This window comes from Parahaliea mediterranea, assembly GCF_003402235.1.
Lineage (GTDB): Bacteria > Pseudomonadota > Gammaproteobacteria > Pseudomonadales > Halieaceae > Parahaliea > Parahaliea mediterranea.
The window spans coordinates 128,157-151,006 of record NZ_QEWO01000006.1 but is presented as its reverse complement, the minus strand read 5'-3'; the positions used below and the strand labels follow the sequence as shown (position 1 = coordinate 151,006).

17 protein-coding genes are annotated in these 22,850 nt (G+C 65.0%); 9 read left to right on the top strand and 8 right to left on the bottom strand.

Annotated features, from left to right (window positions below):
* The first annotated feature begins 10 nt into the window (after positions 1-10).
* The 4 genes from DDZ17_RS18105 (at position 11) to DDZ17_RS18090 (ending at position 4,343) form a co-directional block, all read left to right on the top strand.
* Positions 11-1,039: a type I glyceraldehyde-3-phosphate dehydrogenase gene (locus DDZ17_RS18105; protein ID WP_116368387.1), complete on the top strand. Its 1,029-nt coding sequence runs from the start codon at positions 11-13 to the stop codon at positions 1,037-1,039.
* A 4-nt stretch (positions 1,040-1,043) separates the two neighbouring features.
* Positions 1,044-2,216: a phosphoglycerate kinase gene (locus tag DDZ17_RS18100; protein WP_421910412.1), complete on the top strand. Its 1,173-nt coding sequence runs from the start codon at positions 1,044-1,046 to the stop codon at positions 2,214-2,216.
* Positions 2,217-2,325: 109 nt separating this feature from the next.
* Entirely contained in the window at positions 2,326-3,390 is a 1,065-nt protein-coding gene (gene fba, locus DDZ17_RS18095; RefSeq protein ID WP_116368386.1) for a class II fructose-bisphosphate aldolase, read from the top strand.
* 125 nt (positions 3,391-3,515) lie between these two features.
* Positions 3,516-4,343, top strand: a complete 828-nt coding sequence (locus DDZ17_RS18090) for an alpha/beta hydrolase (RefSeq protein ID WP_116368385.1) — start codon at positions 3,516-3,518, stop codon at positions 4,341-4,343.
* 45 nt (positions 4,344-4,388) lie between these two features.
* On the opposite strand, the gene DDZ17_RS18085 is transcribed toward DDZ17_RS18090, so the two are convergent.
* Positions 4,389-4,982, bottom strand: coding sequence for a YhgN family NAAT transporter (locus DDZ17_RS18085; protein WP_116368384.1), 594 nt, complete (start codon positions 4,980-4,982; stop codon positions 4,389-4,391).
* Between the two features lie 143 nt (positions 4,983-5,125).
* Here DDZ17_RS18085 and DDZ17_RS18080 point away from each other — a divergent pair, with 143 nt between their 5' ends.
* The 4 genes from DDZ17_RS18080 to DDZ17_RS18065 all read left to right on the top strand — a co-directional run bounded on the left by DDZ17_RS18080 (position 5,126) and on the right by DDZ17_RS18065 (position 10,656).
* Positions 5,126-6,268: a tetratricopeptide repeat protein gene (locus tag DDZ17_RS18080; RefSeq protein ID WP_116368383.1), complete on the top strand. Its 1,143-nt coding sequence runs from the start codon at positions 5,126-5,128 to the stop codon at positions 6,266-6,268.
* A 78-nt stretch (positions 6,269-6,346) separates the two neighbouring features.
* The gene (locus DDZ17_RS18075; RefSeq protein WP_116368382.1) at positions 6,347-7,732 is read left to right on the top strand and encodes a tetratricopeptide repeat-containing sulfotransferase family protein; all 1,386 of its coding nucleotides are present in this window, start codon (positions 6,347-6,349) and stop codon (positions 7,730-7,732) included.
* Entirely contained in the window at positions 7,729-8,883 is a 1,155-nt protein-coding gene (locus DDZ17_RS18070) for an aspartyl/asparaginyl beta-hydroxylase domain-containing protein (RefSeq protein ID WP_157976720.1), read from the top strand. The genes DDZ17_RS18075 and DDZ17_RS18070 overlap by 4 nt, the downstream gene beginning before the upstream one ends.
* 105 nt (positions 8,884-8,988) lie before the next feature.
* Entirely contained in the window at positions 8,989-10,656 is a 1,668-nt protein-coding gene (locus tag DDZ17_RS18065; protein ID WP_241505956.1) for a tetratricopeptide repeat-containing sulfotransferase family protein, read from the top strand.
* A gap of 104 nt (positions 10,657-10,760) precedes the next feature.
* Here DDZ17_RS18065 and DDZ17_RS18060 read toward each other — a convergent pair whose 3' ends face one another.
* The 6 genes from DDZ17_RS18060 to serA form a co-directional block, all read right to left on the bottom strand.
* Positions 10,761-13,670, bottom strand: a complete 2,910-nt coding sequence (locus DDZ17_RS18060) for a TonB-dependent receptor domain-containing protein (protein ID WP_116368379.1) — start codon at positions 13,668-13,670, stop codon at positions 10,761-10,763.
* Positions 13,671-13,906: 236 nt separating this feature from the next.
* Complete coding sequence (locus tag DDZ17_RS18055) at positions 13,907-14,365, bottom strand: hypothetical protein (protein WP_116368378.1); 459 nt, start codon at positions 14,363-14,365, stop codon at positions 13,907-13,909.
* Positions 14,366-14,383: 18 nt separating this feature from the next.
* Positions 14,384-17,359, bottom strand: coding sequence for a TonB-dependent receptor (locus DDZ17_RS18050; RefSeq protein ID WP_116368377.1), 2,976 nt, complete (start codon positions 17,357-17,359; stop codon positions 14,384-14,386).
* Between the two features lie 96 nt (positions 17,360-17,455).
* Positions 17,456-18,427: a FecR family protein gene (locus tag DDZ17_RS18045; RefSeq protein WP_116368376.1), complete on the bottom strand. Its 972-nt coding sequence runs from the start codon at positions 18,425-18,427 to the stop codon at positions 17,456-17,458.
* 159 nt (positions 18,428-18,586) lie between these two features.
* Positions 18,587-19,147, bottom strand: a complete 561-nt coding sequence (locus DDZ17_RS18040; RefSeq protein WP_241505945.1) for an RNA polymerase sigma factor — start codon at positions 19,145-19,147, stop codon at positions 18,587-18,589.
* Between the two features lie 58 nt (positions 19,148-19,205).
* A complete protein-coding gene (gene serA, locus DDZ17_RS18035; protein WP_116368375.1) occupies positions 19,206-20,435 on the bottom strand; it encodes a phosphoglycerate dehydrogenase in 1,230 nt (409 codons plus the stop codon).
* 125 nt (positions 20,436-20,560) lie between these two features.
* Here serA and DDZ17_RS18030 point away from each other — a divergent pair, with 125 nt between their 5' ends.
* Positions 20,561-21,976: an FAD-binding oxidoreductase gene (locus DDZ17_RS18030; protein ID WP_170150236.1), complete on the top strand. Its 1,416-nt coding sequence runs from the start codon at positions 20,561-20,563 to the stop codon at positions 21,974-21,976.
* Positions 21,977-22,015: 39 nt separating this feature from the next.
* On the opposite strand, the gene cysE is transcribed toward DDZ17_RS18030, so the two are convergent.
* Positions 22,016-22,837, bottom strand: a complete 822-nt coding sequence (gene cysE / locus DDZ17_RS18025; protein WP_116368374.1) for a serine O-acetyltransferase — start codon at positions 22,835-22,837, stop codon at positions 22,016-22,018.
* Between the last annotated feature and the right edge of the window lie 13 nt (positions 22,838-22,850).

The following is a 22,850-nucleotide window of genomic DNA, read 5'->3' as shown; positions in this document are numbered from 1 at the left end:
GGTCGGGCCCGTGTTGCGCCTTGCCATCAACGGTTACGGCCGCATCGGCCGCAGTGTGCTGCGGGCTCTTTACGAGAGTCCGCTGCGCTCGCGCTTGCGCATTGTTGCCATCAACGAGATTGCCGACGCCCGCACCGTCCAGCACCTGACCCGCTACGACAGCACCCACGGCCGCTTCCCCCTGGCCCTCGGTGGCAGCGAGCGCGAGCTGGTGGTGGACGGCGATACCATTGCCCTGCTGCGCCAGCCGGACATTGCGCACATTCGCTGGGGCGAGTTGGGCGTGGACATGGTGCTGGAGTGCACCGGCGCCTTCACCGACCGCGCCACCGCCGAGGGCCATCTTGCCAGCGGCGCCGGGCGAGTGTTGTTTTCCCAGCCGGCCCAGCAGGATGTGGACGCCACCGTGGTGTTTGGCATCAACCAGAACAGCCTGCAGGCCCGGCACCGTATTGTGTCCGCCGCGTCCTGCACCACCAACGGCATCGTGCCGGTGATCCAGGCCCTGCACGACACGGTGGGGATTGAGAGCGGCACCATTACCACCATCCACTCGGCGATGAACGACCAGCCAGTGCTGGACGCCTACCACCACACCGACCTGCGCAAAACCCGCGCCGCCTCCCAGTCCATCATTCCGGTGGATACCGCCCTGGCATTGGGCGTGGAGCGCATCCTGCCGCAGCTGGCCGGGCGCTTTACCGCCCAGGCGCTGCGTGTGCCCACCCTGAACGTCTCCGCCATGGATTTAACCGTACAGGTGGAACGCGATACCGACGCCGCGCAGATCAACGCCGTGTTGGCCGCTGCCGCCAGTAAACGCTTCGACGGCGTGCTGGGCTACACCACCGAGCCGCTGGCGTCCTGCGACTTCAACCACGACCCCCGCTCCAGCATTGTCGATGGCAACCAGACCCGGGTGAGCGGCAAGCGCCTGGTCAAAGTGCTGACCTGGTTCGACAATGAATGGGGCTATGCCAACCGCATGCTGGATGTGGCGGCCCACTGGGCCAGCCTCGGCCAGGCACAACAGGAGTAACCCCATGAGCCTGCAAGTAAAACTGATGAGCGAGCTGGACTTGTCCGGCAAGCGTGTGCTGATCCGCGAAGACCTCAATGTGCCGCTCAAGGATGGCAAAGTGGCCAGCGACGCCCGCATTCGCGCCGCCCTGCCCACCATTCAGGCGGCGGTGGCCGCCGGCGCCAAAGTGCTGCTGATGTCTCACCTGGGCCGCCCCACCGAGGGCGAGTTCGACAATGCTTTTTCGCTGGCGCCGGTGGCGGCCCACCTGTCGGGCCTGCTGGGCCAGCCGGTGAGCCTGGTGAACGAGTGGCGCGACGGCGTGGCGTTGGCAGAGGGCCAGGTGGCCCTGCTGGAAAACGTGCGCTTCAACCCTGGTGAAAAGAAAGACGACGAAGCCCTGGCCCGGGCCTATGCCGAGCTTTGCGATATTTTTGTGATGGACGCCTTCGGCACCGCCCACCGGGCCCAGGCCTCTACCCATGGGGTGGCAAAGTTTGCCCCGGTGGCCTGCGCCGGCCCGCTGCTGGCCGGCGAACTGCAGGCGCTGGAGCAGGCCCTGTCCAACCCGGCGCGGCCGATGGTGGCGATTGTCGGTGGCTCCAAGGTGTCCACCAAGCTCACCGTGCTGGAAACCCTGGCCGACAAGGTGGACCAGCTGGTGGTGGGCGGCGGTATTGCCAATACCTTCCTGGCCGCCTCCGGCCAGCCGGTGGGCAAGTCCCTGTGTGAGCACGACCTGATACCTGCCGCAAAGGCGCTGATGGCCAAAACCGCCATTCCGCTGCCCGTTGACGTGGTGACCGGCAAGGCATTTTCTGAATCCGCCGCCGCGGAGTTGAAGGGCGCCGACGCCGTCGCCGACGACGATATGATTTTCGACATTGGCCCCCAGGCCGCCACCGAGATTGCCGGCATTCTGCAATCCGCCGGCACCATTTTGTGGAATGGCCCGGTGGGGGTTTTTGAGTTCGACCAGTTTGCCGCCGGCACCGAGGCCCTCGGCCGCGCGATTGCCGAGAGCAGCGCTTTCTCGCTGGCGGGGGGCGGCGATACCCTGGCCGCGATTGACAAATTCGGCATCGCCGATAAGGTTTCCTATATCTCCACCGGCGGCGGCGCCTTCCTTGAATACGTGGAAGGCAAAACCCTGCCCGCCGTGGCCATGCTCCAACAGCGGGCGCAAGAGGCCTGAAGGTTTCCGGGGCGGGTGCGCTGCGCCGGCCCCGCCCGACAACAAACGATCACGATAAGGCCTGCCTACAGGCCGTCACCGCCGAACCCAGACACACAGAGGTAAGACAATGGCACTCATCAGCATGCGGCAACTGCTCGACCACGCCGCGGAATACGGCTACGGCGTTCCTGCCTTCAACGTCAACAACCTGGAGCAGACCCGGGCCATCATGGAAGCCGCTGACGAGACCAACTCGCCGGTGATCATGCAGGCCAGCGCCGGCGCGCGTAAATACGCCGGGGCGCCCTTCCTGCGCCACCTGATTCTGGCAGCGATTGAGGAATTCCCCCATATCCCGGTGGTCATGCACCAGGACCACGGCGTATCCCCGGCGGTGTGTCAGCGCTCCATCCAGCTGGGCTTTTCCTCGGTGATGATGGACGGCTCCCTCGGCGAAGACGGCAAAACCCCGATGGATTACGACTACAACGTGGAAGTCACCCGCCGCGCGGTGGACATGGCCCACGCCTGTGGGGTGTCGGTGGAGGGCGAGCTGGGCTGCCTGGGTTCGCTGGAAACCGGCCAGGCCGGTGAGGAAGACGGCATCGGCGCCGAGGGTATCCTGAGCCACGACCAGCTGCTGACCGACCCGGAAGAGGCGGCGGCCTTTGTGAAGGCCACCGAAGTGGACGCCCTGGCCATTGCCTGCGGCACCAGCCACGGCGCCTACAAATTTACCCGCCCGCCCACCGGCGACATTCTGGCCATCGACCGCATCAAGGAAATCCACGCCCGCATTCCCGATACCCACCTGGTGATGCACGGCTCCTCCTCGGTGCCCCAGGAGTGGCTGGCCATCATCAACGAGTTTGGCGGCGAGATTCCAGAAACCTACGGTGTGCCCGTGGAGCAGATCCAGGAAGGCATCAAACACGGCGTGCGCAAGGTGAATATCGACACCGACCTGCGCCTCGCCTCCACCGGCGCCGCGCGTCGCTTCCTGGCCCAGAACCCCAGCGAATTCGACCCGCGCAAGTTCCTGATTCCCACCATCAAGGCGATGAAGGACATCTGCATTGCGCGCTATGAGGCCTTTGGCACCGCCGGCAATGCCGACAAGATCAAGGTGCGCTCGCTGGAGTCCATGTTCGAAGCCTACGCCGCCGGCCAGCTGAAACCGAAAATCAACTGAGCCAGCCGCCCCTGGAACTTGCCACCCTGCAGGCCCTTGGCAGCCAGCTGAGCCCCTTTCCCGCGCCGGCTGCGCCGGCGCAGCTCAAGGACTACCTGCGCTACTACCGGCTCGACGGCCCGCCAATGGCGGGCGTTGATCACCGCATCGGCGCCGTCACCAGCGGCGACTTCACCCTTGCCGCCCAGTGCTGGCTGTCGCCCGGCGCCAGCCACAACCTGCTCCTGTTGCACGGCTATTTTGACCACGTCGGCCTGTTCGGCAAACTGGTGGCCTACGGGCTGTCGCGCCGTTGCAATGTGCTGGCCTTCGACCTGCCGGGGCACGGCCTGTCCAGCGGCCGCCCGGCGGCTATCGACACCTTCGACCACTACGGCGACAGCATTGCCGCCGTGCTGGGAGCGGTGCAGCTGCCGGCCCTGCCGCTGTGGGTAATGGCCCAGAGCACCGGCGCCGCGGCGCTGATGAACTTTGCCACGCGCCATGCCTGGCCCTTTGCCGATACGGTGCTGCTGGCCCCGCTGCTGCGGCCGGCCAGGTGGGGGCAGGTGAAGCTGGCGCACAGCCTGCTGCGCCACGTGGTTGGCAGCGTACCGCGCAAATTCGCCGTCAATTCCTCCGACGCCGAGTTCCTCGCCTTCCTGCAGGAAGACCCGCTGCAGCCGCGCCGCATTCCGGTGAACTGGGTGGGCGCGCTAAAGTACTGGCTGGCCAGCCTGCCGCTGGAGGATTTGGGCGTGGGGCCGGCGCTGATCCTGCAGGGCGATCGCGACACCACCGTGGACTGGCAGTACAACCTGCCCCAGATGAGCCGCCTGTTCCCGGGCTGCCACATCCAGCAGGTGCCGGGGGCCGGGCACCACCTGGCCAACGAAAGCCTGGCGCTGCGCCAGCGCTACCTGCGGGCGGTGGATCGCTACATCGGTCTGCAGGCGCCGGCCGAAGCGGCCTGATCAGAGGTGGCCTGACCAGAGCCGGCCTGACCAGAGGTCGCCTGATCAGAGGGGGATGTGCAGGAACTCGCGCACCCCGTCAAAGAACATCTGTACCGCGATAATCACCAGGATCATCCCCATCAGCCGCTCCATGGCGATCAGGCCGCGATTGCCCAGGGCCTTCAACAGCAGGGGCGAGGCCATCAGCAGCACCGCAGACACCGCCCAGGCGCCGATCAGGGCGACGCTCCAGTCCAGCATGCGATCCGGGTCGGTGTTCACCATCAGCATGGCGATAGCCAACGAAGAGGGGCCGGCCACCAGCGGAATGGCCAGGGGCACGATGAAGGGTTCGCCCTCGGGGGTGTCGCCCATCATGCCGTAGGGCGAGGGGAAGATCATGCGCAGCGCAATCAGGAACAGGATGATGGCGCCGGCAATACTGATGGACTCCTGTTGCAGGCCCAGCACCGCAAGCAGGCTGGGGCCGGCGAACAGGAAGATGAACAGCACCAGCAGGGCGATCAGCAGCTCCCGGAAGATCACCCATTGCCGGCGCCTGGCGTCCACATCCTTGAGCACCGACAGGAACACGGGCACGTTGCCCACCGGGTCCATGACCAGTAGCAGGGTAACAAAGGCGGAAATGGTGTCCATCAGACCTCCCGGCAGAACAGGCGCGCGCGTCAATCCGCGCAAAACCCACAGTATATACAAGTGCGCGGGCCGCGCTGTGGCTGCGCAGGGAAAGTGCTAGACTCAGAGCAAGGCCGTGACATAACACAGAGCGAGGCCCCGCCATGAGCACAAGAGAGTATCAGCCGCTGCGCCTGGTTCTGGTGGCGCTTGTGGCGTTGGCCCTGGGCGCCTGCGCCGGCCAGCCCCCCGTTGCCCGCGCGCCCCAGTACAACCCGCAGCAATTGCTGCAGGGCAGCCAGTTTGGGCTGGCCCCGCAGGCGCTGGCAGCGGTGGACCTGCTGGCCGTCAACGACGACATGCGCGCCTTTGTGCGTGAACACGTCCCCCGCCACGTGAATGACCGCCGCAAAGTGGAATTGCTGCTCGGCGCGATACTCGAGGACGGCCTCAACCTCACCTACAACAACTTCCAGACCTTCACCGCCGAAGAGGCCTTCTATTCCCGCGAAGGCAACTGCATGTCCTTCACCAACCTGTTCGTGGCCCTGGCCCGGGAGGCGGGAGTGGATGCGCGCTTCCAGGAAGTGGAAGTGCCACCCACCTGGGCGGCTCAGGGGGAGACCTGGCTGTTCAACCTGCACATCAACGCCGTGGTGGACCTGCCCGGCCACGAACAGGTGGTGGACTTCAACCTTGAGGACTACAACCGGGAGTTCCACCGCCGGGAGCTGTCCGACAGGGATGCCCTGGCCCGCTACCACAACAACATGGGCGTGCACTGGCTGAGCCAGGGCGACCTGGCGCAGGCCTTTGCCCAGTTCAAGCGCGCCATCCAGTTGCGACCCGGCACCGGCTACTTCTACACCAACCTGGGCACCCTCTATCGCCGCCTGGGGGAAGACGGCGCCGCCGAGTCCGCCTACCTCGCCGCCATCGATATCGACGAAGAGCCGGTGGCCTACAGCAACCTGGCGCGGTTATATGAGCAGCGTGGCGAGGGGGAACTGGCCCGGTATTACCGTGGCCGGGTGGAGCTGTTTCGCGCCCGCAACCCCTATTACCTGTTCCACATGGCGGAAGAGGCTTACGCCGCGGCAGACTACACCGAGGCCGAAGGCCTGCTGCTGCGGGCCCTGCGCCAGAACAGCAAGGACCACCAGTTCTATCGCCTGCTGGGCATGACCCACCTGCGCCAGGGCGACTACTGGCTGGCCCAGAAACGGTTTCGCCAGGCGGCCGAGTACGCCGATGACGAGGCCCTGGCCCGCTACAACCACAAGCTGGAGCTGCTGGCCAACTACTGATATCGCCGCCGCCGGCGCCGGGCTTCTGCTAGAATCCCAGCCTTTATCATGCTCAGAAGCTCTCTGTAAGATACCGGAATGTCACGAAAAAAATCCGCCGCTGGCGACCCCCTGAAACAGGCCCTGGCCCGGGGCATTGCCCTGCACCGCCGGGGCCAGCTGCGCGACGCCGAGCAGCAGTTCCTGTCCATCCTGCGCACCCGGGGCGACTACGCCCCTGCTCATCACGCGCTGGGCTTTCTCTACTACCAGGCCGACCGGCTGGATTTGTCACTGCAATCCCTGCAGCGCAGTGTGGATCTCAAAAGCCGCAATGCCCCGGCCTGGAACGACCTTGGCAACACCCTGCGGGATCTGGGCAGGCTCACGGACGCCGCCGGCGCCTACCAGCGGGCCATCAAGCTGGAGCCGGACTTTGCCCTGGCCCACTGCGCCCTGGCCCAGCTGCGCCACCACGGCGAGCCGGATGAGCACGAAGGGGAATACCGCGCCCTCGGCCAGGCCTATGCCCGCAGCCGCAACGGCAGCCCCGAGCGCCGCGACCTGGCCTGGGGCATGGCCCGCGCCGCCGAACAGCGAGGCGAGGCAGAGCGCTGCTTGGCCCTGTTGAAAGAAGCCCACCGCATCCAGCGCGGCGAGCGCCGATTCAGCATCGACGCCACCACCCGTTACTTCGCCGCCATTCGCGAAATTTTCACCCGCGACTTCATCGAGGCCCATGCAGAAGGTGGCGACAGCAGCACGCTGCCGGTATTTGTCTTCGGCCTGCCGCGCAGCGGCACCAGCCTGGTGGAGCAGATACTTGCCAGCCACAGCGAGGTACACGGCGGGGGCGAGCAGCGCCTGGTGGGCAACCTCTGCGGGCAACTGGAGCGCCAGAGCGGGCTGGTGTTTGCCGCCGCCTTCGCGCGCCTGGACGCCGCCGCCAAGCGCCGGGTGGCGCGTGACCTGGAGAGCCGCCTGCGCAAACTGGCCCCCCGGGCCCGGCGGGTGGTGGACAAAATGCCCGCCAACTACCTGTGCCTTGGCATGCTGGCGGTGCTGTTGCCCAAGGCCACCTTCATCCACTGCCGGCGCGACCCGCTGGCCACCTGCTGGTCCATCTACAGCACCCGTTTTTCCGAGCCCCACACCTTTGCCGACGAACTGTCGGACCTGGGTGCCTACTACCGCCAGTACCAGGCCCTGATGGCCCACTGGGACGCGGTGTTGCCCGGGCGCATTCATCACGTGGATTACGAGCAACTGGTGGCCAGCCCGGACCAGCAAATCCCCGCCCTGCTGGCGGCGGCGGGGCTGGACTGTGAACCGGCCTGCCTGGCGCCCCACCTCACCGAGCGGGCGGTGCGCACCGCCAGTGCCGTACAGGTGCGCGAGGCCATTCACGATCGGGCCAACGGCCGCGTTGAACGGATGGGCGAACACCTGGCGCCGCTGCGCGACGCACTGGGAGGCGCAGCTTGAGTGGCACTGGCCAGGCGTTGATGCAGCAGGGCCTGGCCGCCCTGCGCCAGGGCGATGGCGCCGCCGCAGAAGCCGCCTTTCTCCAGGCCATGGCCGGTGGCCAGCAAGACGCCAGTGTGTGCCTGGCCCTGGCCTTTGCCTGCGTCAACCAGGGCAAGGCCGAAGCGGCGCTGGCCGCCGTGGATGATGCCCTGGTCAGGGAGCCGCGCAACCTGCGCGCCCTGCTGTTCAAGGCCGACCACCTGGATCGCATGGGCCAGTCGCGGCTGGCCCTCAGCTTTTACGAAGGCGCCCTGCGTGTTGCCGCCGGCCTGCGGGACATCCCCCAGGATGTGATGCAGGGGCTGCAGCGTGCCCAGGCGGCCAGCGACCAGTCCGCCCGGGAATACGCCGACTACCTGATGGATGCCCTGCAAACCCGGGGCTACAGCGCGGCGCAAAACAGCCGCTTCGCCGAATCCCTCGACATTGCCCTCGGCCGCAGGTCGGTGCAATTGCAGCAGCCCACACGCTATTACTTCCCCGGCCTGCCCCAGCGCTACTTTTACGAGCGCGAGGAATTTGCCTGGGTAGCGGCGCTGGAGGCGCAAACCGACGTCATTCGCGGCGAACTACTGGCGCTGATGCAGGAAGCCGGGCATTTCAGCCCCTACCTGGAGGGCGACGGCCACGGCCCCCAGCTGAATGACCGCAGCAACGTGGGCAACATGGAATGGAGCGCCCATTACCTGTGGCGCAACGGCGCGCCAGTGGCCGACAACCTGGCCCGCTGCCCGCGCACCGCCGCGGCCCTGGAAGCTGTGCCCATGCCGATGGTGGCGGGGCAGACCCCATCGGCCCTGTTTTCCCGCCTGGCCCCCGGGGCAGTGATTCCGCCCCACCACGGGGTGCTCAACACCCGTCTCATTTGCCACCTTCCCCTGATCGTGCCGCAGGACTGCGGCCAACTGCGGGTGGGCAACGAGGCGCGCCAGTGGCGCGAGGGTGAATTGCTGATCTTCGACGACAGCATGGAACACGAAGCCAATAACCCCAGTCAGCGCGACCGGGTGGTGCTGCTGTTTGATATCTGGCGGCCCGAGCTCAGCGAAGAAGAGCGCCACTGGGTATCTGAGCTGTTGCTGGCGGTGAACAGCTACACCGAAAATTGAAGGTAGAAGGCAGCTGTTGAAAGTTGAAGCAAGTGGAAGCGAGCAAAGGGCGCACAGAACCCGCCGCCGCGCAGCATCATGCCCGGTGGCAGCTTGAGGTGATCTATCGAAACCGGCAACACTAAACTCCAGTCGGCCCGGCAGGCCTTCGCCCGTGGCGATTGGCCCAGCGCCAGAGCGGCCTTCACCGACCTTGCACAGGTGCAAGCCTGTCGCGCAGAGAGCCTGGAGCACCTGGTGCTGATTGCCCTGCAAAGCGGCGAGCCAGCAGTGGCAGAAACCCATCTGCAGGCTCTGGTGGCCGCCTTCCCCGGCCAGGCGGTATATCTCAAGCGGCTGGCCACCGTGCTGGCGCAGCAGCGCAAATACGATGGCGCCAGGGCCTGCTACCAGACGCTGCTCGAGCGCTTCCCCACAGATGGCAGTACCCATTTTCAGTATGCGCGCCTGTTGCAGCGCAGCGGCGAGCCCGAGGCCGCGCTTGAGCAGTACCGGCTCACGCTCGACAACGGCGTTGAGCGGCCGGAAGACGTGCACAACAACATGGGCATTATTGAGGGTCAGCTGCAGCGGCATGACAGGGCTCGGCAGGCATTTCAAGCGGCGCTAGCCACCGATGCCAACTACCTGCCTGCCCTGTTCAACCTGGCGCTGCTGGAAGAAGAGCACGGCCGCTGGCCGCAGGCCTCGGCGCTTTTCCAGCGCATTCTGCGTAGCGAACCGCGACATCCCGGCGCGCTGGTACGGCTGGCCCACGGCACCCGGCTGACAACCACCGGCGACCCGCTGGTATCGCGCATCAAGCGTGTCCTGCGCAGTGGCCAGCTGCGTGGCAGTGAGCGGGAAGAGCTGCTGTATGCACTTGGCAAAAGCCACGATGACTGCGCCGACTATGCAGCGGCGTTTGACTGGTATCGGCAGGCGAACACAGAGAGCCAGCGCCGGGCCGGCCCCTACGACGCCGGGGCGCATGAGCGCCAGGTGGCGGCGTTAATCGCACATTGCGACCGCGACTGGTTTGGCCGTATTGCCCCGGTGAGCGAGCGCCCCCATGTTTTTATCTGCGGCATGTTCCGCTCCGGGTCCACACTGGTGGAGCAGGTGCTTGGCGCACACCCGGCGCTGACGGCCGGCGGTGAGCTGGACTATTTTCAGCGGCATCTGCCGCACTGGCTCCTGCACCCCGGGCAATCCGGTGAGGATGCGTTAAGTGCCCTGGCCCTGGGCTACGACGAACAACTTGATGAGCAGTTTGCCCCGGGGGCGCGGGTCATCAACAAACGGCCCGACAACTTCCTGCTGCTGGGGCTATTGGCGGCCTTGTACCCCAATGCCCGCTTTATCGAGACCCACCGACACCCGCTGGATAACTGCATTTCCCTCTATTTCCAACCCTTTGGCCTGGAGCAGGCCTATGCCAACGCACTGCTTGATTGCGGCCATTACTACGCCCAGTACCGGCGTTTAATGGCGCACTGGCAGGCGGTGCTGGGTGAGCGCTTGCTGCCGTTTGGTTATGAGGAACTACTGGCGCAGCCAGAAGCGCAAATGTGCAAACTGCTGGATTTCCTGTCGTTACCCTGGAGCGCCGAGTGCCTGCGCTTTCACGCACAGGGCAACCGTGTGCGCACAGCCAGTGTGCACCAGGTTCGCCAGCCGCTTTATTCGCGGGCGCAGGGGCGCTGGCAGCATTACCAGGAGGCGTTGGCGCCGTTGCAACGCTACCTGGATCAGGCGCAGCTACTGCCCGAAAACGCAGCAGCCAGACAATAAAAAACGGCCAACAAATGTTGGCCGTGGTAATAACTCGCGCTTTGTTGTTGGAGCCAGCCACCCGGAGGTGGCTGGTCCTGCTTTGCGGCGAGCGCTAAACCCGCTTAGAACTGAACCGTCGCACCGACGAACCAGTAAGCGCCCAGAGCGTCGTAGGTGCCCGGGAAGGTGTTGCCGTTACCGCGGATGGACGGGCCAGGGGCCGGACCCAGCGGGGGCTCTTCGTCGGTCACGTTCTGAACACCGGCACGCAGGCTCATCATGTCGGTAACATCCCAGATCGCAGAGAGATCCAGATAGTTCTGCTCGTCGAAGTCCCAGCCGTTACCGGTGATGTCGTCAACAGAGTCGACGTAGCGCCACTGGGCGCTCAGGGACAGCTGCCACGGAGTCATCCAGGTGGCGCGCAGGTTGTTCTGGAACTCGAAGATGGGCTGGCCGCAGTTTGCGCCCCAAACACCAAGGCAGTCGGTCACTTCCGCAGACGGAGCGTCCTGACGATCCCACTCGGTCAGGAAGGTACCAACGTTGTTGAACGCCAGGCTGCCCATGTCACCCAGACCAATGGTGTAGTCGACCTGTACGTCGAAACCCTTGGTGCTCAGGAAGCCGATGTTGGAGTCGGGTGCGAAAATATTATCGTTCCCTACCCAAAGGGTCCCGGAAACCGGGTTACGGTTAACCGCGTCGCAATACACCGGATTGCCACTCTGCAGACAGCTGTTGAGAATGAACTCAGGCTGGGAGTCGATGGCGCCTGTGATTTCGATGTCGAAGTAGTCGACAGTCACCGTCAGGTCTTCAACAAACTCGGGGCTGTAGATCAGGCCCACGGAGTAGGTGTCGGACTCTTCCGGCGCCAGGTCAACGTTACCGCCCTGGTTGGCGTTGTACTGGCCAGCGGGAGAATCGGCAATCAGGCCATACTGGACTTCAGTTACACCTGTGCGGGCACATTGCTCGAAGGTCGCGGTCGGGTTTGCGCCGGCACAGGGGTCGGCCGCCATGTCGAACAGGCCAATGGCCAGCGGGCGGAACAACTCGCGGATGTTGGCGTGACGTACCGCGCGGTTGAAGCTGCCGCGGAACTTGAGGCTGTCGGTCGGGGCCCACGCCATCGCCACTTTGTAGGTGTCGGTGGTGGTGGTGTCGCTCTTGGTATCGACGTCGTACTCAGAGAAACGATAGCCCAGGTCCAGGGTCAGCTCTTTGGCAAACGCAGCATTCTCAACCAGCGGGATGTTGACCTCGGTGAAGACTTCCTTCACGTCGTAACCACCCTGAACCGGGAGGATGGGGCCACCCTGGCCGGCACCGTCACCAGACTGGAAGCCCTGGTCGGGGTTGTAGTCTAGGTTTTCTGAGCGGTACTCAGCACCAAGCACCACGTTGATGCCGGTGTCGGCTGAGGGCAGTTGAATGCCGTAGTTGCCCAGGTCACCAGCGACATAGCCGGAGAATACCTTCTGGTCCACGGTGCCGCGGGCGAACAGCGGCAGGTAGAGGTAGTCGAGCATCTCATCGGTCACTGCGCCTTCCTGGAATACGTTCCAGGGCACACAGAGGGGGTCGCTACCATCGATCACGGATTGACAAACGGCGTTGCCGTTTTCGTCAGCGACCGCATTCAGGGCACGTGCTACACGAACGGATGACAGGTCGTTGTTGTAGGTTTGCTCATAGCTGGTTTCAGCATAGGAACCGTACAGGTCATAACGCCATACATCGTTGATATCGCCGCGGGCACCGAATACACCACGGAAGTTGGTGTGGCGCAGGTCGTCGTTACGGGCACCGCCCTCGACGTTCCGGCGGCCGATGTACACCGGTGCGAAATCGTCTTCGCCAAAGCCGTTCTGGGCACACAGCAGGTCGAACTGCTGGTCAGACAGCAGCGGGTTTCCACAGCTCAGCTGGGAGGTCACGAAGAAGGCACCGGAAGGGGCGATCTGCGCGTTGGAGCGGTCGTCCATGAAGGTCACTTCGGAGTACACCTCAACGTGCTCGTTGATGGTGTAACGGCCGAAGGCGCCGCCGGTGTAACGCTCGTCAGGACGCTGGAAGAAGTTGTCCGGGGCGTAGTTGTACAGCGTGTCAAAGGGTACGAACTCGCTACCGTTGCCGCCAACGCTGTAATCGAAGGGGCTCGCGTTCGGGAACAGGCGGTTGCCGTCTGCGTCTACGGCCTGGGTTGTGCCGAAGTCGGTGAAGCGACCCCAGGGCACAGTGGAGGAACCGCCACAGGCAGCGTCTGCCGGGGTGGTGCCGCCCAAGGCACAGTTGGAGTAGTCGCGCTCACCCTGTTTCAGGGCGTTGATCTTGCGGTAGGTGGCGTAGGCGGTCACGTTACCGCGGCCACCGTCCAGGTTGGCACCGATCACGAAGGAGACGTCAGAGATCTCGCCGTCGGTGTTGCTGCCGTCGGGGGGAGTAAACCCGGCGTCTTCGTTCAGACCCTGGATGCGGTCATTGTCGTTGTCGTGGTAGTAACCGGAGTACTGCACATCCAGTTTCACACCTTCAAAGTCGTCAACCATGATGAAGTTGACAACACCGGCCACAGCGTCGGAGCCGTAGGTGGAGGAGGCACCACCGGTCAGCACTTCAACGCGCTCAATCAGGGCGCCGGGAATCTGGTTGATGTCGGAACCGGCACCACCGGCAACCGGCGAACCCGGGGGCAGGCGACGGCCGTTCATCAGTACCAGGGTACGCTGGTCGCCCAGGTTACGCAGGTCGATGGTGGCGGTACCGGTTGCGCCGTTGGCGTCACCGGCGGAGTTGCCGGGGTAAACAGCCGGCAGGTCGGCAATCAGGTCCTCGACACGGGTGGTGCCCTGGAACTTGAACGCCTCGGCGTCTACCTGGGTGACGGGAGATGTGCTGACGAGGTTGGCCTTCTGGATACGGGAACCCGTAACCACCACCTCTTCAACCATCAGCTCTTCCTGGGCGTTGGCCACAGACGGCAGCATGGCCGCTGCGCTCATGCCCAGGGCAGCGGAAACTGCCATGGTGAGACGGTTTTTCTTTAACATAGTAATACCCCTGTACTTTATGTTAAGCATGCTTATTCCTGTGGCGTGTGCCACTGGATACAAACATAAAACGAATCTAGTCAGAGTTCCCTCAAAGCGCCTGCAGTTTTTGTGACTTTTTCACAAAATAGGCCGGGAACTTGTCAAATTACCGTAATTCGATGCCTGAAAAAGCCGCCGCAAGCGACTGAAACCTCAGGCGTTATCCATCGCTACTGATTGACGCGTGTGACGCCGATGGCGGCGCCGCTGGCCACATGAACCAGGCGGAAGTAGCCGAAGAAGTTTTTCTCGATCACCACCCGGGTGTCATCGCCGTTATAGGCAAAGCGGCCGTCCAGGCGCTGGCGCCACAGCTGGCCGTTGTCGAGGGCGAACAGGGTGTCGCCACTCCAGCCACGGAAGTCCCCGGTTACCTTCGCTTCGATGCGAATATCCTGCTCGGCCTGCTTCACCGCCTCGCTGGAGTGGCGCAGGGCCTGGGCCTCCCCGGCGGTGTAGCTGACCAGCCAGCGATCCAGCGCCTCCCGCTCGGCGGGGCTCAGTTTGTGCAGGCCGGCGGCGCGGTAGTCCTGCGGGCTCATCAGGTTCTCAATGCCGGGGAAGTCGTCTTTCTGGGCGCTGGCGAAGGTCGCAACCGTCACAAGGCCAAGGGAAAGCAGGTAGCGCATGGGGTCTCCAGGGGGTTATCAGAAGCGTTGGCTCAGGCGGGTGTACCAGTAGCGGCCCTTCAGTTCGTGGGTGCGGCCGTCGATGTTGTCGTTGAAAGCCGAGGCCGCCAGCGGCGCGTCGTCGTCCAGGGCGTTGTCCACCCCCAGCGACCAGCGCAGGCCGGCCAGCAGGTCGAAGGTATAGCTGAGCTGCAGATCAAGCACCGTCCAGGCATCAATCTGCCGGGTGCGAACGGTGTTGGGCACGATCTCTGCCATGCCCGCCACATGGTGCAGGTCGGAGCTGGCGCGCCAGCGCTTGTGCTCCCAGCGCACCCCCAACTGCCACTTCCAGTCGGGAATGCCGCCGAGCCCTTCGGATGCCTCGTCGCGGAAGGTGCCGGCCAGGTTCAGCTCGGGGGCGGAGGCATCCAGCCGCGCCAGGTACTCCTGTAGGTAGGTGGCGCTGCCACTGAAGGACAGCTGCCCCCAGGGCCGTTGCGGCAGGTGGTAGTTAAACCCCAGGTCGGCACCGCGAACCCGGCGGCGGCCCACGTTGATATTGTTGGCGGTGATCAGGGTGAGGTTGCCGGCGCTGTCACGGATGACGCTGCCCTCGAAGCTGTCGAAGCGGGCGTTCTGGTCGACGATGAACTGGGCGCTGGAAGACACCACATCGGCCTGTTCAATCTGGAACAGGTCCACGCTCAGCCGCAGGCCCTCGACGGTGGAGGGCGACCACACCATGCCGGCGCTGTAGCTGGTGGAGGTTTCCGGGTCGAGTGCCGGGTTGCCCCCGCGCACGGTCAGAAACTGGTTGCGGCTGGGATCCGCCTGCTGGCCGTTGCAGCCCGGCAGGGTAGTGGCCAGTTGTGCCTGGGTGCAGGGGTCGTTGAGAAAGGCCTGTTCCTCGGTGGCGCCCTCGTAGAGCTCGTTCAGGCTGGGGGCCCGAAAGCCGGTGGCGTACCCGGCCCGCAGCAGCAGTTCCTGGCCCAGTTGTAGGCGCAGGCCGAGTTTGGGATTGGTGCTGTCGCCAAAGTCGCTGTAGTCCGAGTAGCGAATGGCCCCGTCCAGATAGAGGGCCTGGCGGCCGCCACTGCCCTGCCACAGCGGCAGGGCGGTTTCGGCGTAGATTTCGGTAATCTGGCGGCTGCCGCGGGTGGCCTTGAAGTTGGTGGCGCCAATGGTGCCGGTGTTGGCCAGCAGGGCATCGGGCCGTTTGGCGGTGGATTCCTGGCGGTATTCCACCCCGAAGGCGAGGTCGCCGCGGCCGGCGGGCAGGCGCAACAGGGCGTTGCTGAAGTTCATGCTGAGGCTGCTGAGCTTGCTGTAGCCGCTGACGCTGCCGTTGGCGCGCAGGTAATCCACCTGGTCGGGGGTGATGCTGCCCGCCGGCCCGGTCAGGTCCACCGGCACACAGCCGTCGATGGCGGCGCCCTGGCAGCCGTCCGCCGGCCCGAGGGCGCGTCGCAGGTGGTCCGCATTGACCAGGTTGGCGGTGGTTTCGCTGGCTTGCGAGCGGCTCCAGTTGTAGCCCACATCCCAGTTCCAGTCGGCGTACAGGCCCTCCATCACGGCACTGAAGCGCATCACCTCGGACGTGTTGCGCTGCTCCCGCGGGGGCAGCTCCACCAGGCGCCGGCGGATGTCGGTGAGCGCCACGCCGAAATCGTTATAAATGTTGTCCGCCGCCAGGGTCAGGGGGTGCTGCTCGAAGGCGGTGAACACCGGGGTGGGCGCCAGGTCGGCCACGGCGTCGGTTTCCACGTAGCTCGCTTCCAGCAGGCCGGTCACCTGTTCGGTAAAGTCGTAGCTCAGGTTGCCATACAGGCTGCTGCGCTCCATAGGTACCACGGCGGTGGTAAAGCCCTGGTAATCGAACAGGTCGTTGGGGCCGGCGGGCCGGTAGCCGGCGCCGTCGGCGATCACGGTGCTGCCGTCTGGCAGCACCACGCGGGCGTCGGCGGTGGCGCTGGAGCGCTGGTCGGCACCGCCCAGGGGGCGGGCATCGGCGCTGCGCGATACTGCGCGGTCCCGGCTGTAGATCGCATCCTGTTCGTAGTGGGAGGCGCTGGCAAACACCGAGCCGTTCGGCAGGCCGCGGCCGTACTGCAGGGTGTTGGTCTGGGTCTGCAGGTCACCGCGGCCGGTCTGCCCGTAGTAGGTTTCCGCCAGCAGGCCGCGAAAGTCCTGTTTCATGATTACGTTCACCACCCCGGCGATGGCGTCGGAGCCGTAGATGGCGGAGGCGCTGTCCTTGAGGATCTCGATCCGCTCCACCGCCGCCGGCGGGATGCTGTTGAGGTCCACCGACTCGCCGGCCAGGCCGTCGTTGGCGACCCGCCGGCCGTTGATAAGAATCAGGGTGTTACTGGCCGGCAGGCCGCGCAGGGTGACGCTGGCGGTGCCGTCGCCGCCGTTGGCGATGGCGGTGCTGGTGGAGTTGCCCACCACCGCCGGCACAAACTTGAGCAGCTCGCCCAGGGATTGGGCGCCGCTCAGTTCAATCTCCGGGGCGCGAAAGACATCCACCGGGGCGTTGCCGTTGTAGCTGCTGCGGCGGATGCGGGAGCCGGTCAGGCGGCTGCCATACACGTAGGTTTCTTCAATGCCGGGCACGTAGACCGGGTTGTTGCTGGCGGTTTGCGCCGGGCTGTCGCAATTGCTGCCAGCGCATTCCAGGGCGTACACCGCCACAATGCGACCGTCGATCAGCTCCCAGCCAAGGCCGGTACCGGCCAGCAGTGTCTCCAGGGCATCGGCGCGGGGGTAGCGCCCGACGAGGGGGGCGGCCTCGATATGGCGGGTCAGGCGGTCGGAAAAAACAATGGCCTGGCCACTCTGCTGGCTGTACTGGATCAGGGCGCCAGACAGGGAGCCGGCGCTGATGGTAAAGCGCGGTTGCGGGGCCTGGGGTTCGGCGGCGGCTTCGGCCGGTGACAGGCGGGCGCAGGCCAGCAGCCCCAGGAGGGCGTAACGGGCGGGTTGGTGCCACCTGCCGCGATAGCCGAGCATGCTGCCCCCGTGGATGCGCTTTGCAAGCCTGCTGACAAGCTTATGAAAAATCAGGGATTTTCTGGGCCAGCTGGCGGCCCAAACGCACGTTATAACTTACTGCGGGGCGGGTAGCAACTGCAGGGAATGGGAGCCATAGCGCGACACCCGGAGGTTGTGGCTGCGCTCCAGTGCATCCAGCACCGCCAGCGGCTGATCCAGCTGGAAGACACCGGATACGGTGAGTGCGGCCACGGCGGGGTCGGCCACAATAATGCGCATATTCTGATAGCGCTCCAGCTCCCTGGCGAGCTGGGCCAGTGGCATCTCGCGGGCAATCAGCTCGCCCCGGCGCCAGGCCAGCTGTGCGCTGACATCGGCGGCGGCACTGGCGCTGAAGCCTTCGGGGCTAGCCTGCAGGCGCTGGTTGGCGTGCAGGATTTCGCTGGCGGCGGCGCGGGCGCTGGGGGCATCTGCCTCGGTCACCCGCACAACGCCTTCGGAAACGGTGATCTCGCTGTGGCGCGCGTCCCGGCGCAGTACGTTAAAGGCAGTGCCCACCACGGTGATCTGGGCGCTGCCGGCTGTCACCTCGAAAGGCCGCCCGGCATCGGGTGCTACCTCAAAGAAGGCCTCGCCCTCCTGCAGGATCACCCGGCGCTGTGCCTCGCCGAGCTCGGCGCTCAAGCGGGTGTTGGTGTTCAGGGTGATCTGCGAGCCGTCCTCCAGGGTGACGGTGCGGCGCTCGCCGAGGGCGGTCTGGAACTGGTGGCGCACCGGCGGCTCGGGTTGTAGCTGCGGCAGCAGCACGGTCGCCAGCAGGGCGCTGGCGGCAATGGCAAGGCCGGCTCCCAGCCAGCGGCGACGGGCCGGGGCCTGGGGGGCGTTGATGGCGTCGATGTCGGGCAGGTGCGCCAGGCAGCCCAGGTCGTCCCACAGGTTTTGCATGGCGTCCATGGCGCGGCCGTGGTCGGCGTCGCTGGCCAGCCACAGGGCGAAGTCCTGCCGGTCGCCCTCGCTGACATGGCCTGAGCGGAAGCGGGCAATCCAGCCCAGTGCCGCGTCGCAATCCTGTTCAAACTTGTCCATGCACTCTGGTTCGTTATAACGCTTCGTTATGGCGCTTCGTTATGGTTCCTGTGCAACCTGGCCAGCGCCCTTGCGGAGGCGGTGGACAATCCCTGTTGGCGGCACCACGGTTGTTGGTATTAGTGTGACGGATGGCCCGTCAGTTCCCTCAATAAAAAATCAGCGCTCGCGGGGTTTTTCTTCCGCGGCGTACAGCGCCGCCAGCCGCCTGCGGCAGTGCTGCAGCGCCTGCAGAATGTATTTTTCGACACTGGATACCGAAACGCCCATCTCGCGCGAGATATCGTTGTAGGACAGGCCGCTCTTGCGGTGCAGCAAAAAGGCCTGGCGCACCTTCAGCGGCAGTTCTTCCACGGCACTGTAAATGGCGCTGAGTTTTTCCCGCGCGCCCAGGATCTGCTCCGGCGAGGCGCCGCCGGCGTTCAGGTCGGCGGCCTCGGCCTCACTGGCCTGGCCGCCTTCGATTTTCAGAAAGCGAAAGTGCAGCTTGCGCCGGCGCAACTGATCCACCGCCAGGTTGGTGGCCACCTGAAAGAGAAAGGCGCGGGCATTGTCGAGCTGCTGCGGAGACTCCAGCCGGTGCAGGCGCAGGAAGGCTTCCTGGGCGACCTCGGCGGCGTCGTCGGGGTTGTCCATCTTGCGTGCGAGATACTTTTCCAGGGCGCTCTGGTGTTCGGTCACCATGGCAGCCAGGAACTCGTCTTTCGCGGAATCGGGCAAGGGTGGTTGGGTTCCGGTCAGGGTGCGGCGCGCAAGTGGGGCGCGCCACAAGGCGTGCTCAGAATAGTACGCGAGTGCGAATCGTACCGTCTACGGCGGCCAGTTTTTCCAGCGCGATGTCGGAGTATTCGGCGTCGATGTCGATCACCACATAGCCGACCTTCTCGTTGGTCTGCAGGAACTGGGCAGAGACGTTGATGGCGTTCTCGGAGAAGATGGTGTTGATGGCGCTCATCACCCCGGGCACATTGTGGTGGATGTGCAGCAGACGGTGGCTGCCGGCGTGTTCCGGCAGGGCCACTTCCGGCATGTTCACCGCAGAGGTGGTGGTGCCGTTGTCCGAGTAGCGGGCCAGCTTTTCGGCCACTTCCATGCCGATGTTTTCCTGGGCTTCCACTGTGCTGCCGCCAATGTGGGGGGTGAGAATGGTGTTGTCGAACTCGCGCAGGGGCGAGACAAACTCCTCGTCGTTGGAGCGTGGCTCCACCGGGAACACATCGATGGCGGCGCCGGCCAGTTTTTCCTCGCGCAGGGCCGTGGCCAGGGCGTCGATATCCACCACTGTGCCGCGGGAGGCGTTGATCAGGATGCTGCCGGCGGGCATCAGCGCCAGCTGTTCGGCGCCAATCATGTTCTGGGTGCTGGCGGTTTCCGGCACATGCAGGCTCACCACGTCGGCCTGGGACAGCAGCTGGTTGAGGCTCGGCACCTGGCGCGCGTTGCCCAGGGGCAGCTTGTTCACCACGTCGTAGAACAGAACCTGCATGCCCATGCTCTCGGCGATCACGCCCAGCTGCATGCCGATGTTGCCGTAGCCGATAATGCCCAGCTTCTTGCCGCGAATTTCAAAGGAATTGGCGGCGGATTTCTGCCACTGGCCGCGGTGGGCGGCAGCGTTCTTCTGGGCCACGCCGCGCAGCAGCAGGATGGCCTCGGCAATCACCAGCTCCGCCACCGAGCGGGTGTTGCTGAAGGGGGCGTTGAACACGGCAATGCCGCGCTGGGTGGCCGCGGCCAAATCCACCTGGTTGGTGCCGATACAAAAACAGCCCACGGCCACCAGCTTCTGGGCCGCCTCGAAAACGTCCTCGGTGAGCTGGGTGCGCGAGCGAATACCAACAAAGTGGGCGCTGGCAATGGCTGCTTTGAGTTCCTCGGTGGGCAGGGCCTTCTGGTGCAGCTCAATGTTCTCGTAGCCTGACTGGCGCAGGGTTTCCACGGCAGAGGGATGCACGCCCTCCAGCAGGAGGAATTTGATCTTGCTCTTTTCCAAAGACTGTTGCGCCATGGCGGTGCCGGCTCCGTGATAAAGACTGTGTCTGTGGGGGTTGCGAGGGGCGCGTATGGTACCATACGCCGCCCTGAAAACAGCGCCGGCCCCGGCGCGCCGTGAAAATTACCCGAGGACCTTCCGTGAACGATCTGGCCACCCCCCAGCTGAGCCCCGCGACCCTGTCTGACCTGGCGGCCATCGTGGGCTCAGAGCGGGTGTTGACCGATGCAGAATCCGCCGCGCACTACGGCCGCGACTGGACCCGCTTCCATACCCCGGCCCCCGCCGCCGTGGTGCTGCCGGGTTCTATCGAGGAAGTGCAGGCCATCGTGCGCCTGGCGGCGCGCGAGCGTCTGGCCATCGTGCCTTCCGGCGGGCGCACCGGCCTCAGTGCCGGGGCGGTGGCAACCTGCGGCGAGCTGGTGGTCGCCCTGGATCGTCTCAACGCCATTGCCGACTTCAACCCGGTGGAGCGCACCGTGCGCTGCGGCGCCGGGGTGATCACCGAGCAGTTGCAGCAATTTGCCCAGGCCCAGGGCCTGTTCTACCCGGTGGACTTCGCCTCTGCCGGTTCCAGCCAGATCGGTGGCAATATCTCCACCAACGCCGGCGGCATCAAGGTGATTCGCCACGGCATGACCCGCGACTGGGTGGCGGGCCTGAAGCTGGTCACCGGCACCGGCGAGCTGCTGGATTTGAACCGCGGCCTGGTCAAGAACAACGCCGGCTACGACCTGCGCCAGTTGGTGATTGGCGCCGAGGGCACCCTCGGCATTGTGGTAGAGGCCACCATGGCCCTGGCCCGCCCGCCGAAGGATCCGGCCGTGCTGGTGCTGGGGGTGCCGGACATGGGCGCCATCATGCAGGTGCTGGCGGCCTACCAGGCAGCCATGGACCTGCAGGCCTTCGAGTTCTTCTCTGAACTGGCGCTGGCGAAGGTGGTGGAGCACCAGGGCCTGCAGCGCCCCTTCGAAACCCCCGCCGAATACTACGCCCTGCTGGAATTCGAACAGGTCACCGAGGCGGACATGGAGCAGGCCATGAGCCTCTTCGAGCACTGCGTGGAACAGGGCTGGGTGGTGGATGGCGTGATCAGCCAGAGCGTCGCCCAGGCCGAAAACCTGTGGCGCTTGCGCGAGGATATCTCGGAAACCATCACCCGCTGGACGCCCTACAAAAATGACATCTCCACCACCGTGTCCAAAGTGCCGGACTTTCTCGCCGAGGTGGAGCAGGTGGTCAACGGGGCCTATCCGGATTTCGAAATCGTCTGGTTCGGCCATATTGGCGATGGCAACGTCCACCTGAACGTGCTCAAGCCCGACCATCTGCCGGTGGATGACTTCAAACGCCAGTGTGGCGAGGTGAGCCAGTGGGTGTTTGAGATTGTCCAACGCTACGGCGGCAGCGTGTCCGCCGAGCACGGCGTTGGCCTGTTAAAGAAAGACTACCTGCCCTACAGCCGCTCGGCGCTGGAGATCGACCTGATGCGCCAGATCAAGCGGGTGTTTGACCCGGAGGGCATCATGAACCCGGGCAAAATCTTCGACGCCTGAGGAGCAGCCCCGCTCAGGCGACAGGCCGCTACCCGCTGACTAGCTGGCCTTTTGCTGCTTGGCAGCGGCCTCGTCGCAGCAGAAATCGTGTTCCATCTCCAACGCTGGCGAGGGCGAGGCGGGGCGGCCCACCACCTTCGCCGGCACCCCGGCCACCGTGGTATGCGGCGGCACTTCCTCCAGCACCACTGAACCCGCGCCCACCTTGGCGCCGTCCCCCACCCGGATATTGCCGAGGATCTTGGCGCCGGCGCTGATCAGCACCCCGTTGCCGATTTTCGGGTGCCGGTCGCCGTCCTCCTTGCCGGTGCCGCCCAGGGTCACCGATTGCAGGATGGACACATTGTTGCCAACCACGGCGGTTTCGCCGATCACCAGGCCCGTGGCGTGATCCAGCAGCAGGCCGTGACCGAGTTTGGCCGCCGGGTGAATATCCACCCCGAATTCCGACGACATGCGGTTCTGGAAAAACAGCGCCAGCGAGCGGCGCCCGCGGTTCCACAGCCAGTGCGCCACCCGGTGGGTCTGCAGGGCGTGGAAGCCCTTGAAATACAAAAAGGGCACATAGAGTTCGTGGCAGGCCGAGTCGCGCTCCTCCACCGCCAGCAGGTCGGCGCGCACGGTTTTGCGCAGGCAGCTGTCGTCGGTGAGGGCTTCTTCCATCACCTCGCGCAGCAGCAGGGCGGAGGCCGCCGGGCTGTCGAGCTGGTTGGCGAGATGAAAGCTGAGCGCGTGCTCCAGCCGGCTGTGGTTGAGGATGGTGGCGTGCAGGTAGCTGGCCAGCATGGGCTCTGCCGCCGCCTGGGCGCGGGTCTCCTCGTGGATGCGTTCCCACACCGGGTCATCGTGAATTACAGGCATCAATGCTATCTCC